The 15,351-nt window shown below is 73.6% G+C and carries 6 protein-coding genes; all 6 read right to left on the reverse strand.

What is annotated here, in order from left to right:
* Positions 1 to 9 precede the first annotated feature (9 nt).
* Positions 10 to 912, reverse strand: coding sequence for an FG-GAP repeat domain-containing protein (locus ACFKCF_RS55860; RefSeq protein ID WP_394504905.1), 903 nt, complete (start codon positions 910 to 912; stop codon positions 10 to 12).
* Between the two features lie 180 nt (positions 913 to 1,092).
* Positions 1,093 to 1,881: an ABC transporter permease gene (locus ACFKCF_RS55865; RefSeq protein ID WP_394504907.1), complete on the reverse strand. Its 789-nt coding sequence runs from the start codon at positions 1,879 to 1,881 to the stop codon at positions 1,093 to 1,095.
* Entirely contained in the window at positions 1,878 to 2,777 is a 900-nt protein-coding gene (locus ACFKCF_RS55870; RefSeq protein WP_394504910.1) for an ABC transporter ATP-binding protein, read from the reverse strand. The genes ACFKCF_RS55865 and ACFKCF_RS55870 overlap by 4 nt, the downstream gene beginning before the upstream one ends.
* A gap of 40 nt (positions 2,778 to 2,817) precedes the next feature.
* Positions 2,818 to 4,239, reverse strand: coding sequence for an isochorismate synthase MenF (locus tag ACFKCF_RS55875; RefSeq protein WP_394504912.1), 1,422 nt, complete (start codon positions 4,237 to 4,239; stop codon positions 2,818 to 2,820).
* A gap of 25 nt (positions 4,240 to 4,264) precedes the next feature.
* Entirely contained in the window at positions 4,265 to 5,854 is a 1,590-nt protein-coding gene (locus ACFKCF_RS55880; RefSeq protein ID WP_394504914.1) for a (2,3-dihydroxybenzoyl)adenylate synthase, read from the reverse strand.
* 48 nt (positions 5,855 to 5,902) lie between these two features.
* Positions 5,903 to 15,340 (reverse strand): type I polyketide synthase, encoded by a 9,438-nt coding sequence (locus tag ACFKCF_RS55885; RefSeq protein WP_394504916.1) that lies wholly within the window; start codon positions 15,338 to 15,340, stop codon positions 5,903 to 5,905.
* Positions 15,341 to 15,351 lie beyond the last annotated feature (11 nt).

Raw genomic sequence — 15,351 nt, forward strand, 5'->3', positions numbered from 1 at the left:
CTTGGGCCATCAGCTGATGACGTCGTACTTGCCGAATCCGGTGCCGACGGTGACCGGCTCGTGGAAGAGGTCGAACGGGTCCTCGGGCCTGAACTTCCCGGAGTGCCGATACGCCTCGAGCGTTCCGTCGGGGCGCAGGCCCAGCAGGTCGGGCCGGCCGTCCAGGTCGATGTCGGTGAGCGTCATCAGGCGCATGTCCTGCCAGCCGTGGGCGACGGTGTACCAGGTGCCCTCGGTGGCCGCGGCGGCCGGGGTGCCGGGCGGGGCCGCGAACTCGTACAGGTCGAGGTCGCCGTTCGCGCGGCGGACCAGCAGGTCCAGGTTGCCGTTGCCGGTGAAGTCGGCCATGGCGACGGGAAGGTCGTCGACGCCGACCTCGGTGAGCCGCACCGGGTCCTTGTCGTAGGTGTCGTTCCGCACGACTCCCTGGTCGCGGTGGGGAAAGACGTCCACGTTGCCGGCGTCCTTGCCCTTGCCGAACGTGTCGTCGGTGCCGGTGCCGGTCACGTCGGCGAACCCGATCGTCTCCCACTCCCGGCCGTCGTCGCGCTTGCCGGACACGCGGATCGGCTCGGCGAACGGGCCGATCTCGCCGGGGCCGCCCAGGTTGCGCAGCAGGAAGAAGCCGTGCTCGCCGTTCTCGCCGGGGTTGATGCCGTATTCGCTGGCGCTGAACGCGCAGATGTCGGCGCGCCCGTCGCCGGTCGCGTCGACGGCGCGGACGAAGAAGAACCGCCACCAGCCGAAGCCGTCACCGATCTTCACCGGATCGCCGTAGGTCTCGACCCCGTTGAACTCGCCGCTGTGCGGATGGACGAACAATTCGCCGGTTTCCGTGTTGCGCACCAACAGGTCCGGCCGCCCGTCGCCGCGGAAGGAACGGCACTGGCCGTTCGCGAAACTTGATGCCATTGTTGAACGCTCCTCCCCGCCAGGATTTCCCGGTCAAGCGTCATCAGTATTCGCGAGCCGGGATAAGGCGGGTAACCCCTAGCGCCCATTAAAGAGGCCGCTCACGCCCCACTCTCATGGCCTGAGGGCATGCCGAATTCCCGGCGCGCGATGACGCGCGCCGGGTGCCGGTGGGAGGTCTCAGGTGTCGCGCGAGCGGAACAGCGCGAACGCCGCGAGCAGCAGGACCGCGGTGAACGCGGCCATCACGCCGAACCCCGCCCACGGCAGCATCCGGTCGGGCAGCTGCACGGTGGTGGTGACCTGGAGGCCGGCCGAGATCGGCCAGTACGTCGTCACCCAGGCGCCGACCGCGTCGGGCAGCAGCCTGGGCATGATGACGGGGATGATGAAGTTGATCGCCACCACCACGGTCGTGGCGCTCATCGTGGCCCGCAGCAGGCCGCCGACCGCCACGCCGACCAGGCCGACCAGCGCCCAGATCAGGCCCATGCCGACGACGGCGCGCAGCACGCCCGGCTGGTCGAGCGAGGCGCTGGGCGCCCCGACCGCCTCGATCACCCGCTGACCGAGGAAGTACGCGCCGAAGCCCGCCACCAGGCCCATCAGCAGGGCGATCAGCCCGAACGTGGCCACCTTGGCGGCCAGCAGCCGGCCGCGCCGCGGGACCACGGTCACGCTGGTGCGGATCAGGCCGGTGGCGTACTCGTGCGTCACCACCAGCACCCCGAGCGCGCCCACGGTGATCTGGGAGAACAGGAACCCGCCGTACATGCTGATGTAGGTGGGGTCGAACACCGCCCGGCCGGTCGCGGAGGCCGCCAGGTAGCCCTTGGCCGCGCCGTTGGAGGTGGCCGCGCCCAGGCCGACCATGAGCGCCACGGCGGTGAGGATCGTGGGGATGTTGGACGGTATCGTGCGGAACTTGGTCCACTCGGAGCGGATCGTGTCCGCGATGGCCACGCTCATGCCACACTCGCCTGGAACTCGATGCTGTCACGGGTCAGATCCATGTAGGCCTGCTCCAGGGAGCGCTGCGGCGTCAGCTCCGTCAGCACCACCCCGGCGGCCAGCGCCGCCTTGCCGATCTCCCTGGGCTCCAGCCCGGTGACGATGAGGGCGCCGTCGGGGCCCGGGTGGACGGTGCCGCCGGCCTCGGTCAGGAGCGGGACGAGCAACTCGTGCTCCTCGGCCCGCACCAGCACGTTGGAGCCCTGCCGGACGAACTCGGTGATGCCGATGTCGGCGATCAGCTTCCCCCTGCCGATGACTATGAGATGGTCGGCGGTCTGCGCCATCTCGCTCATCAGGTGGCTGGAGACCAGCACGGTGCGGCCTTCCGCGGCCAGCCCCCGCATGAGCTCGCGGATCCACTTGATGCCCTCGGGGTCGAGGCCGTTGACGGGCTCGTCGAACAGCAGCACCTTCGGGTCGCCGAGTAACGCGACCGCGATGCCGAGCCGCTGCCCCATGCCCAGCGAGAAGCCGCCGGCGCGCTTGCCCGCCACCGACTCCAGGCCGACCAGGCGCAGGACCTCGTCCACCCGCCGCGCCGGGATGGCGTTGGTCTGGGCGATGCAGAGCAGGTGGTTGCGGGCCGTGCGCCTGGGGTGCACGGCGCGGGCGTCCAGCAGGGCGCCCACCTCGCGCATCGGCCGGGGCAGGCCCGTGTAGGCGCGGCCGTTGACCGTCACGCTTCCCGCGTCGAGGCGGTCGAGGCCGAGAATGGCCCTCATCGTGGTGGATTTGCCCGCTCCGTTGGGGCCGAGAAATCCGGTGACCCGCCCGGGGTGGACGCTGAACGTCAATCCGTCGACCGCGGTTTTATTGCCGTAGTGTTTTGTCAAGCCGGTTATTTCGATCATTTTCCAGCCCCTCCGGAGACCGGTCGTTTCCAAGATCTTCTCATCGGGGCTGCCTATGTGGTGCCCTTTCCGACAAAGGAATCGCCAGCGCATTCAGCATGGGGCGGAACTTGAGCCGGGTCTCCTCCAGCTCCGCCTCCGGGTCGGAGCCCGCCACGATGCCGCATCCGGCGTACAGGGTCGCGGTCTCGTCCTGCACGTGCGCCGAGCGGATCGCCACCGCGAACTCGCCCTCCTGGTCGTCGTTCATCCAACCGACGGGGCCCGCGTACCAGCCGCGGTCGAAGGGCTCGGCGTCGCGTACCCAGTCGAGCGCGGCGCGGCGCGGGTGACCGCCGACGGCGGGTGTCGGGTGCAGCCGCTCCACCAGGTCGAGGACGCTGGCGGTCTCCGGGTCGGCGATCTCGCCGACGATGCGGGTGTGCAGGTGCCGCAGGTTCGGCAGGTCGAGCACGTGCGGCCCGTCCGGCACCGTGACCGTGCGGCACACCTGGTCGAACGCCTGCCGCAACGTCGCGGTGACGATCCGCTGCTCGCGCCGGCTCTTGTCGTCCTGCAGCAGGGCGGCGCGCAGGCACGCGTCCTCGGCGGGCGTCGCGCCGCGCGGCATGGACGCCGCCAGGCTCATCGACTCGGCCCGCCCGCCGCGCAGGCCGACCAGCCGCTCCGGGGTGGCGCCGACGAAGGCGTGCCCGTACGCGGCCACGGCGAAGACGGTGCTCCCCGGTTGCGTGTCGCGCAGGGACCCCAGCACGGAGGCCAGGTCGTACCCCCATGGGGAGGTGATCCGCAGCTGGCGGGCCAGCACGGCCTTGTCGAACCTGCCGCGGGCGATCTGCTCGGTGGTGTGCGCGACCAGCGCCTTCCACTCCGACGCGGAGGGGACCTCGATCGTGGTCGTGCCCGGGAGCAGCGGGCTGGGGCAGGGACGGATCCCGGCGGAGGAGATCAGGGCGAAGGCGTCCGCGACCGTACGCGCGGGCCCGTCCGTCGTGGTGGGCCGGGGGTCGACGCTGACGCTGAGCGCGAGCGAGGTCGTGCCGTCGGGGTCTCGCGAGATCACCACCCTGGGCACCCACATCAGCGCCTCGGGCAGCGGCCCGGGGCGCGGCGCGAAGGCGAACCCGCCGACCAGCGACGGCATGGCGCGCGGGCCCGGCCCGTCGGAGACCGCGGTCCTGGCCGCCCGCTCCCAGCCCCGCCGGATGCCGGCGAACCTGTCGTGGCCGGTGTGCGTGAAGTCCGTGGCGCTGCCCATCGCAATGACGCTGGAGTGCGGCGACATCCAGACGAAGGTCCGCGTGGACCGCTCGAACAGCGGCCTCAGCAACCCGGCCGGGTCCACGGGCGGGATCTCCTGACGCCAGGTCGCCAGCGCCGGGCAGTCGTTGTTGCGCGCCTCGATGGTGGCCTTGGCGTGCACTTCCAGGAAGCCGGGCAAGTCGATGTCTGCGACGTGCATCGGGTACGTCCTCTGCGAGCGTGGGTTAGCTGAACATCCCGGCGAGCGCCTTCTTGCTGACCTTGCCGAGCGGGGTGACCGGGAGCTCCTGGACGATCTCCAGGCGGTCGGGGAACTTGAAGGCCGCTACCCCGCGTTCGCGCAGGAACGCGGTCAGGTCGCCGAGCGTCGGCGGCGTGCCACGGGGCACGACGCAGGCGCACGCCCGCTCGCCGAGCACCTCGTCGGACAGGCCCACCAGGGCGACCTCCCGGACGCCGGGGTGCGCGAGCAGGTGGTTCTCCACCTCCTCGGCCGCGATCTTCTCGGCGCCCCGGTTGATCTGGTCCTTGACCCTGCCCTCGAAGACGACGTGCCCGGTCGGCAGCAGCCGTACGAGGTCGCCGGTCCGGTAGTAGCCGTCGGCGGTGAACGTCCTGGCGTTGTGCTCGGGCGCCCGGTAGTAGCCGCGCACCGTGTACGGGCCGCGCGCCAGGAGCTGGCCCACCTCGCCCGGCGTGACGTCGCGGTCGTCCTCGTCGACGACCCGCACCTCGTCGTCCGGGGAGACGGGCAGCCCCTGGCTCACGAGCACCACGTCCTCCGGGTCCTCCCATCGGTGGAACCCGCACAGTCCCTCGGCCATGCCGAAGGCCTGCTGGAGCCGGCAGCCGAGCGCAGGTTCGACCCGGCGGGCCAGCTCGTTCTGCAGCTTCGACCCGCCGATCGTGACGCGGCGCAGGCTGGACAGGTCGTACTCGTCCCACTCGGCGGCCTCCATCCACAGCAGGGCCGCGCCGGGGATCAGGCCGGTCTCGGTCACCCGTTCCCGCTCGATGAGCGGGAAGGTCTCGTCCGGGCTGGGGCCGGGCGCCAGCACGAGCGTGCCGGCCGCGTGGAAGGTGGCCAGCAGCCCGTGGGTCAGCGGCCAGTTGTGGCACAGCGGCAGGCTCACCAGGTGGACGGTCTCCTCGCCGTAGTCGCACGCCTCGGCGACCGCGCGCCCGCTGTAGGCCCACTCCTGGTGCGCGCGGGGCACGAGCTTGGGCACGCCGGTCGTGCCGCCCGACAGCAGGAAGAGCGCCACGCCGGCGGGGTCGGGCCGGGGCAGGCCGTCCGCCCTGGTGTCCGCGTAGTCCAGGGGGGTGAAGCCGCCCGGGTCGCCGGCGACGAGCACGTGCTTGAGGGTGGGCACCCGGGCGGCCACGTCGGCGGCCAGGTCCCGGTAGTCGAACCCGACGTGCACGTCCGGGATGACGTACGCGGCCGCCTCCGTGAACTCGCAGAAGTACGTGATCTCGCTGCCCCGGTGGGCCGGCAGCGCCATGACCGGCAGGGCACCGATCCTGAACAGCGCGAACAGCAGCGCGACGAGCTCCGGGACGTTGGGGAGCTGCACGACGACCCGGTCACCCGGCCCGATGCCGATCTCGCGCAGCCGCGCCGCCATGCGGTCGGCCCGGCTGTCCAGCTCGGCGTAGCTCCACCGGTGGGTGCCCGCCACGAGGGCGGTCTTGCCGGGGTGGGAGCGCGCCCGCGCGCTCAGGATCTCGCCCAGCGTCTCGTCGCGCCAGTGACCGGCCGAGCGGTAGCGCTCGGCGAACTCCTCGGGCCAGGGGGTGCATCCATCCAGCACGGGTGCGTCCTTTCCTCAGGTGGGCCGTCACGAGGGAGGTCCGCGAGCTCAGCTCACGGCCTCCGCGAGCAGGTGCTCGGCCAGCTCGGCGGGGGTCGGGTAGTCGTAGATCGCGTCGGCCGCCACCTCGATGCCGGTCAGCTCGACGAGCCGGTTGCGCAGCTCCACCGCGGCCATCGAGGAGAAGCCCAGCTCGAAGAACTCCGCGTCCCGCTCCACCGCGTCGGGCAGCGGCAGCTGCAGGATCGCGGCGGCCTGGCCGCGTACCACGTCGAGCAGGATGCCGTGGTGCTCGTCGGCCGGGCTGTCGGACAGCAGGCGGCGGAAGGCGGTGATGTCGTCCACGGCGTCGTCCGGCCCGTCCTGTCGGTCCGCCGCCTGCGGGATCTCCCCCAGCAGCCGGGCGTGCCCGGACGCGGCGAGCGCGGCCCAGTCCGGGTCGGCGACGACGAGCGCCCTGTCCCCCTGGCGCAGGGCCTGGCGGATGGCGGAGACCGCGTCCGCGGGCTCCTTGAGCCCCGCCGCGACGGCCAGCGCGGGCTGCCCGGACGCGAGCCGCTCGTCGGCGAGCGCGGTGAAGTACTCGTACGTGCCGGCGCCGTCCCCGCCCCAGGCCGCGGGCGCCGGGGCCAGCATGAGGAAGACGGGCACGTCCGCGGCGCGGGCGGGCTTGTCGAGCGCGTACGCCGCCTCGGCGGTCGTGCAGACGACGGCGGTCACCCGGCCCGCGGGCAGCCGCCCGCCGACGGCCCGGACGACCACGCCCGGCTCGCTTTCGAGCTCGGCGTGCGGCTGGGTCAGGACGACCTCGTCCGCGCCGTTGCGCGCGGCCCACCTGGCCAGCTCGGCGGCGGTCTCGTCGAGCGGACCGGCCACCAGGACCGTGCCGCCGGGACGCCATTCGCGGCCGGTCGGGGCGCCGCGCGGCGGTGCCGGGCGCAGCCTGCGGGCGAAGGCGCCGCCGGAGCGCACCGCCACCTCGTTCTCGCCGGTCAGCCCGGACAGCACCCCGCACAGCCGGCGCATGACCTGCTCGTCCAGCCGCGCCGGCAGGTCGATCAGCCCGCCGCGCCCCTGGGCGGCCCGCTCGTCCAGCCGGGCCCGCAGGTCGATCAGCGCCCTCAGGTCGCCCCAGTCGCGGGCGGCCTGCGGCCCGGCCAGCGGGTCGGACGGCGCCACCTGGATCGCCCCCTGCGTGAGGAACCAGACCGGCGCCGGTCCCGCCGGGAGCGCCGGAGCGGTCGCGCCTTCCGGCAGCAGGCACACGACGCCCGCCACACCGCCGTCGGAGTCCGGCATCGCGGACAGCCGTACGGTGTCCGCGCCGTGCGCCGCCAGCCCGGCCGCCAGCACCTGGCCCGGTGCGGCCCCGACCGGCGTCTCATCCGGGGCGGCGCCATCAGGCGTGACCACCAGCCAGGTGCCGCGGAGCGCGGGTGCGGGCAGGTCCGTCAGAGGGCGCCAGCCGAGCTGATAGCGCACGTCCGCGTGGTCGGCGCCGTCCTGGCCGCGCAGCCGGGCCAGCGCGGGCAGCAGCTCGTCGAGCGTCGCCCCGCCCCGCAGGCCGAGCAGCGCGAGCAGGCCGTCGTGGTCGCCTCGGGCGACGGCGTCCCACAGCCCCTGGTCGGGCCCCGCGGCCTCCTCGTGCCGGGGCGCGTCCGGCCAGTAGCGCTGCCGCTGGAAGGGATAGGTGGGCAGTGGCACGGGCGAGCCCGTACCGATCACCGCGCCCCAGTCGACGCCGACCCCGTTCGCGTGTGCCCGGGCCAGGGCCTCGACCAGCGTGCCGGCCTCGGCCCGGTCGCGGCGCAGCGCCGGCGCGGCGACGCCGCTCCAGCCGTCCAGGCAGTCCTCAACCATGGCCGACAGCACGGCGTCCGGGCCGAGCTCCAGGAACGTGGACACGCCCTGGTCCCGCAGGGTCCGCACGCCGTCGCAGAAGCGCACGGCCTGCCGCAGGTGGCGGGCCCAGTACTCGGGCGAGGTCAGCTCGTCGGTGGTGGCCAGCTCGCCGGTGACGTTGGAGACGACGGGGATAGTCGGCGGCTGGAAGGCCAGCCCCCGCGCCACGCTCACGAACTCCTCCAGCGCGGGCTCCATCAGCGGCGAGTGGAACGCGTGGCTGACGGTCAGCCGCTTGGTCTTGCAGCCGCGCCGGGCCAGCCGTTCGGCCAGCTCCAGCACGCTCGCCTCGTCGCCGGACAGGACCAGGGACGCCGGTCCGTTGAGCGAGGCGATGCCGACGCGCTCCTCGTGACCGGCCAGCAGCGGCAGCACCTCCTCCTCGGTGGCGCCGCGTACCGAGACCATCGCGCCTCCGGGCGGCAGCGCCTGCATCAGCCTGCCCCTGGCGGCGACGAGCGTGACCGCGTCGTCCAGCGACAGCACGCCCGCGACGTGCGCGGCGGCGATCTCGCCGATCGAGTGGCCGGCCAGGTAGTCGGGCCGCACGCCCCACGCCTCCAGGACCCGGAACAGGGCGACCTCGACGGCGAACAGCGCCGCCTGCGTGTACCTCGTCTGCTTGAGCAGGTCGGGGTCGCCGGCGATGACCTCGCGCAGCGGCCGGTCGAGGTGCCGGTCGAACCTGGCGCAGATCGCGTCGAAGGCCTCGGCGTACTCGGGGTAGGCCGCGTACAGCTCCTCCCCCATGGCCGGGCGCTGGCTGCCCTGGCCGGTGAAGAGGTACGCCGTCCGGCCGCGGGCCGCCGATCCGGTGATCACGTTGTCCGCCGCGGTCCCTTCGATCGCCGACTCCAGCCCGGCGGCGAGATCGTCACGGGTGGCGCCCAGGACGATCATCCGCCGCTTGAACGAGGACCGCGTGGTGGCGAGCGACCAGGCGAGGTCCGCGGCCGACCGGCCGGGGCGGGCCGCCAGGTGCTCGCGCAGCCGTCGGGCCTGGGCCTTCAGGGCGTCCGGCGTCTTGGCCGACAGCACCCAGGGGATCACCGGCCGCCCGGTCTCCTCCGATGGCGCGGCGGGCTCCTCCTGGACCTGCTCCACGATGACGTGCGCGTTGGTGCCGCTGATGCCGAAGGACGAGACGCCCGCGCGGCGCGGCCTGCCGGTCTCGGGCCACGGGGTGGCCTCGGTGAGCAGGCTGACGGCGCCCGCGTCCCAGGCGACGTGCGTCGTCGGCTCGTCCACGTGCAGGGTCTTCGGCAGGACGCCGTGCCGCATGGCCATCACCATCTTGATGACGCCCGCCACTCCGGCCGCGGCCTGGGTGTGGCCGAGGTTCGATTTCACCGAGCCCAGGTAGAGCGGCCGGTCCTGCGGCCGGTCCTGGCCGTAGGTGGCGACGATGGCCTGCGCCTCGATCGGGTCGCCGAGGGTGGTGCCGGTGCCGTGGCCCTCGACGGCGTCCACGTCCGCGGCGCGCAGCCCCGCGTCGGCCAGCGTCTGCTCGATGAGCCGCTGCTGGGAGGGGCCGTTGGGGGCGGTGAGCCCGTAGCTGGCGCCGTCCTGGTTGATCGCGCTGCCGCGCACGACGGCCAGGATGGGGTGGCCGTTGCGGCGCGCGTCGGAGAGCCGCTCGACGAGCAGCATGCCCACGCCTTCCGCCCAGCCGGTGCCGTCGGCGGCCGCGGCGAACGACTTGCAGCGGCCGTTGGAGGCCAGTCCGCGCTGGCGGCTGAAGTCGACGAACACGGAGGGGGTGGACAGCACGGTGACGCCGCCGGCCAGGGCGAGCGAGCACTCGCCGCGCCGCAGCGCCTGGATCGCCATGTGCAGCGCCACCAGCGAGGAGGAGCAGGCCGTGTCGAGGGTGACCGACGGGCCCTCGAACCCGAAGGTGTACGACACCCGCCCGGAGGCCACGCCGGCCGAGACGCCGGTGCCGACCAGGCCCTCGAGGTCGCTCGCCGGTTGCTGCAGGTGCATCCCGTAGTCGTGGTACATCAGCCCGACGTACACACCGGTCTTGCTGCCGCGCAGCGCGGCCGGGTCGATGCCGGCGTGCTCCAGCGCCTCCCACGAGCTCTCCAGCAGCAGCCGCTGCTGGGGGTCCATGGCCACGGCCTCCCTGGGCGAGATGCTGAAGAACGCCGGGTCGAACGCGGTGGCGTCGTAGACGAAGCCGCCCTCGCGGGCGTACGTGGTGCCGGGGTGCTCGGGGTCGGGGTGGTAGAGCTCGTCCAGGTTCCAGTTGCGGTCGGAGGGGAACATCGACATCGCGTCGCCGCCCTCGGCCACCAGGTTCCACAGCTCGTCGGGGTTGGTGACGCCGCCGGGGAGCCGGCAGCTCATGCCGACGATGACGATCGGCTCCTCCTCACCGGCCCGGGTCGTGGTGGAGGCGGCCGTCTGGGGCCCGTCGAGCAGGCGGTCCCGCAGGTACTGGACCAGCTGGACGGGCGTCGGGTAGTCGAAGATCAGCGTGGCGGGCAGGCGCAGCCCGGTGGCCGCGTTCATCCTGTTGCGGAACTCGACGGCGGTCAGCGAGTCGAACCCGGCCTCGTTGAACGGCCGGTCCTGCTCCACGGCGCCGGCGTCGCGGTAGCCGAGCACGGTCGCCACCTGGCCGAGCACCAGGTCGAGCAGCACCCTGGCGTGCTCGGCCGCGGGCATCCGGGCCAGGCGCTCGCGCAGCTCCGACGCGGCGGCCGGGTCGTTGCCCACCACCCGCCGCTTGGAGGTGGGGACGAGCTCCTGCAGGATCGTGGGCAGCGCCCCGAACTGCGCCGCCATCCGCAGCGCGGCGAACTCCAGCCGGATCGGCACCAGCGCCGCCCGGTCCGCGGCGCAGGCCGCGTCCAGCAGCGCGAGCCCGTCGGCGGTGGACAGCGGCGCGACCCCGGTGCGGGCCAGCCGCGCCCGGTCCGCCTCGCTGAGGGTGCCGGTCAGCCCGCTGTCCTGCTCCCACAGGCCCCAGGCCAGGGACAGGGCGGGCAGGCCGAGCCGCCCGCGCCACTGCGCCAGGGCGTCCACGAACGCGTTGGCGGCCGCGTAGTTGCCCTGGCCGGGGCCGCCGAAGACACCGGCGGCCGACGAGAACAGCACGAACGCGGTCAGCGGCAGGTCCTTGGTCAGCTCGTGCAGGTTCAGCACGGCGTCGGCCTTGGCCCGCAGCACGTTGTCGATCCGCTCGGGCGTCAGCGCGGCCAGGACGCCGTCGTCCAGCGCGCCGGCCGTGTGGACGACGCCGGTGAGCGGGTGCTCGTCCGGGATGGCGGCCAGCACGTCCGCCAGCGCCCGCCGGTCGGCGGCGTCGCAGGCGGTGACGGTCACGTCCGCACCCAGCCCGGTCAGCTCGGCCATCAGGTCGGCCGCGCCGTCGGCGTGGGGGCCACGCCGGCTGATCAGCACCAGCCGCCGGACCCCGTGCCCGGCCACCAGGTGACGGGCGACGATCCCGCCCAGGGTCCCGGTGCCGCCGGTGATCAGCACGGTCCCGTCGGAGGCCCACCTGCCCTGGCCGGACGGCTCCGCGGCGCGGTGCCGGGCCAGCCGCGGGACCAGGGCCTCGCCTTCGACCAGCGCGATCTGGGGTTCGCCCGAGGCGAGGGCGGCGGGGACCGCCTGCCAGGACTCGTCGGTGCCGTCGACGTCGAGGAGGACGAACCGGCCGGGGTTCTCCGACTGGGCGGAGCGGATCAGCCCCCACACGGCGGCGCCCGGCAGGTCGTCGCCGGTGGCGCCCTGGGTGAGGACGGCCAGGGGCACGTCGGCGTACCGCTCCTGCTCCAGCCAGGACTGGGCGGCGGCCAGCACCTCGCCGGTCGCGGCGCGGGCCCCGGCGGCCGGGTCGTCGCCCGTGTACGGGGTGCAGACCAGGATCGCCAGGTCCGGTACGGGGCCGTCCGGGTCGAGGGCGTCGACCGGCATGCGGAGCCGGGTGGCGTCGCCTCCGGCGATCGCGTAACGGATGCCGTCCCGTGCGGGGGCGGCTTGCATGGGCACCCAGTCGAGGGCGAACAGGGCGTCCCGCAGCGGGTCCGCGGCCTTGAGGTCGGCGGCGGCCATCGCGCGCACGACCAGCGAGTCCACGGAGGCGACGGGTGCGCCGGTGGCGTCGGCCACCTCGATGCGGACCGCGTTCGCTCCCGCGGGCGCCAGCCGGACCCGTAAGGTGGCCGCGCCGGTGGCGGCCAGCCGCACGCCGGTCCAGGCGAAGGGCAGGACGGGTCCGGCGCCGTCCTGGGCGGGGAAGAAGTCGCCCACCGCGAGCGGCTGGATGGCCGCGTCGAGCAGCGCCGGGTGCAGCCCGAACCCGGCCAGGTCCGCGGCGGCCTCCTCGGGCAGGGCGACCTCGGCGAACAGCTCCCGGTCCCGCCGCCAGACGGCCCGCAGGCCGCGGAAGGCCGCGCCGTAGCCGACGCCGATGCCCGCGAGCAACTCGTAGACGTCGTCGGCGCTGACGGCGGTCGCGCCCGCGGGCGGCCACGAGGGCTCGCCGAACGCCGCGGCGCCGGCGTCCTTGGCAAGGAAGCCGGTGGCGTGCCTGGTCCAGGGCTCGTCGTCGAGCCGGGCGTGAATGGTCAGCGCCCGCCGGCCCTCCTCGTCGGGCGCCCCCACGGCCACCTGCACCTGGACGCCGCCGCGCTCGGGCAGGATCAGCGGGGCCTGCAGGGTGAGCTCTTCGAGCAGGTCGCAGCCCGCCTCGTCGCCGGCCCTGACGGCCAGCTCCACGAACGCGGTGCCGGGCAGCAGTACCTGGCCGTTGACCTGGTGGTCGGCCAGCCACGGGTGGGTCTTCAGCGAAAGCCTGCCGGTCATCAGCACGCCCTCACCGTCCGCGAGCGACACCGCCGCCGCCAGCAGCGGGTGCCCGGCGGGGCCCATGCCGACCTGGGTGAGGTCGCCGTTGGACTGGACGGTCTTCGGCCAGTACGGCTCCCGCTCGAAGGCGTAGGTGGGCAGTTCGACCCGGTTTGGGCGGGCGGGCTCGTACACCCCGGCCCAGTCGATCTCCGCGCCGCGTACCCACAGCTCGGCGGCGCTGGTCCACAACCTGCGCAAGCCCCCGTCGTCCCGGCGCAGCGTGCCACAGGCCACCACGTCCTCGACCGTCTCCTGCACCGCCATCGTCAACACCGGATGAGCACTGACCTCAACGAACACCCCGTGACCCTGCTCGGCCAGCGCCCGCACCGACGGCTCCAACCACACCGTCCGCCGCAGGTTCTCGTACCAGTACGCGGCATCCACCTCGGTGCCGGACAGCCAGCACTGCCGGACGGTCGAGTACCACGGCACCTCGCCCGCCTGCGGCGTCACCGGAGCCAGCAGTCTCGTCAGCTCCTCCTCGATCGCCTCCACATGAGCCGAATGCGAGGCGTAATCCACCTCGACCCGCCGCGCCCGCACCCCCTGGGCCTCATAGTCGGCGATCAATGCCTCAATGGCATCCGCATCACCCGACACCACCGTCGAGGAAGGCCCGTTCACCGCCGCGATCGAGATCCGATCATCCACTTCCACTTCCGAGGCCGGCAGCGGGATCGACGCCATGCCGCCCTGCCCGGCCAGCGCCACGATCGCCTGACTCCGCAACGCCACCACCCGGGCGCCGTCCCGAAGCGACAACGCGCCCGCCACCACCCCGGCGGCGATCTCCCCCTGGGAGTGACCGACCACCGCGGCCGGCGTTACGCCGAGCGAGCGCCACACCTCGGCCAGCGACACCATCACCGCCCACAACACCGGCTGCACCACATCAACCCGATCCAGCCCCTGCCCGCCCCGCAACACATCGGTGAGCGACCAGTCCACGAACTCCGACAGCGCCGCCTCACACTCGGCCATCCGCGCCGCGAACACCGGCGAGTCATCCAGCAGCTCCACCCCCATCCCGAGCCACTGCGACCCCTGACCGGGGAAGACGAACACCGTCTTGCCACCCGGCCCGGCCACACCCCGCACCGCGCCCTCGTCCAGACCGGCCAGCAGTTCCTCCCGGTCCGCGCCGATCACCACCGCACGGTGGTCGAACGCCGAGCGGCCGAGCAACGACCAGCCGACGTCCACCACGCTCTGCTCAGGATGCGACCGGGTCCACGAGGCCAGCCGCTCGGCCTGCCGCCGCAGCGCCTCGCCCGTCCGGGCCGAGAGCGTCCACGGCACGGCGGGCAGCTCCCCGGCGGGCTTCACCGGGGTCTCGGCGGGTGCCTCCTCCAGCACGACGTGCGCGTTCGTGCCGCTCATGCCGAACGACGACACGCCGGCCCGGCGCGGCTCGCCGCCAGCGGGCCAGGGGCGGGCCTCGGTGAGCAGCTCCACCGCGCCCGCCGACCAGTCGATGTGCGGCGAGCGCTCCTCGGCGTGCAGCGTGGCGGGCAGGACGCCGTTGCGCATCGCCATGACCATCTTGATCACGCCCGCCGCGCCGGCGGCGGCCTGCGCGTGGCCGATGTTCGACTTGATCGACCCCAGCCACAGCGGCTGTTCCCGGTCCTGGCCATAGGTGGCGATCAGTGCCTGGGCCTCGATCGGATCCCCAAGCGGGGTTCCGGTGCCGTGCGCCTCGACCGCGTCGACCTGGACGGGCGCGAGTCTGGCGTCGGCGAGCGCCTGGCGGATCACCCGCTGCTGGGAAGGGCCGTTCGGCGCGGTCAGGCCGTTGCTGGCGCCGTCCTGGTTGACCGCCGAGCCACGGATGACCGCCAGCACCGGGTGGCCGTTGCGGCGGGCGTCCGACAGCCTCTCGACCAGGAGGATGCCGACGCCCTCGGCGATCCCCATGCCGTCCGCCTCGGCGGAGAACGCCTTGGAGCGGCCGTCCCTGGCCAGCCCGCGCACCCGGCTGAAGCCGATGAAGGTGCCCGGCGTGGACAGGACGGTCACGGCCCCGGCCAGCGCCAGCCCGCAGTCCCCGTTGCGCAGCGCCCGTACCGCGAGGTGCAGCGCCACCAGGGACGAGGAGCAGGCCGTGTCGATCGTGACGGCCGGTCCCTCCAGGCCCAGGGTGTAGGAGACGCGGCCCGACACCACGCTCGTGGCGACGCCGGTCATCAGGTAGCCCTGCAGCTCCGGCGGCGCCTGCATCATCATCGTGAGGAATTCGGAGCTGTTGGCGCCCACGAACACGCCGGTCCGGCTGCCGCGCAGCGCGGCCGGGTCGATGCCGGCCCGCTCGATCGCCTCCCACGAGGTTTCGAGCAGCAGCCGCTGCTGCGGGTCCATGGCCACGGCCTCGCGCGGCGAGACGCCGAAGAACGCGGCGTCGAAGGCGGTGGCGTCCCGCATGAAGCCGCCGTCCCGGACGTACGAGGTGCCGACCGCGTCGGGATCGGGGTTGTAGATCGACTCCAGATCCCAGCCGCGATCGTCCGGCATCCCGGAGATGGCGTCGGTACGGCCGGACACGACCCGCCACAGGTCCTCGGGGCTCGCGATGTCGCCGGGGTAGCGGCAGCCGATGCCGATGATGGCGATGGGCTCGTGGTCCTTGTCCTCGGCCGCCTGCAGCCGCTTCTTGCTGTCGTGGAGCTCGGTCGTCACGCGCTTGAGGTATTCGACGAGCTGCTCTTCTGTCGCCATGTGTGCTGCCT

The sequence above is a fragment of the Nonomuraea sp. JJY05 genome, assembly GCF_043496855.1.
Classification (GTDB): domain Bacteria; phylum Actinomycetota; class Actinomycetes; order Streptosporangiales; family Streptosporangiaceae; genus Nonomuraea.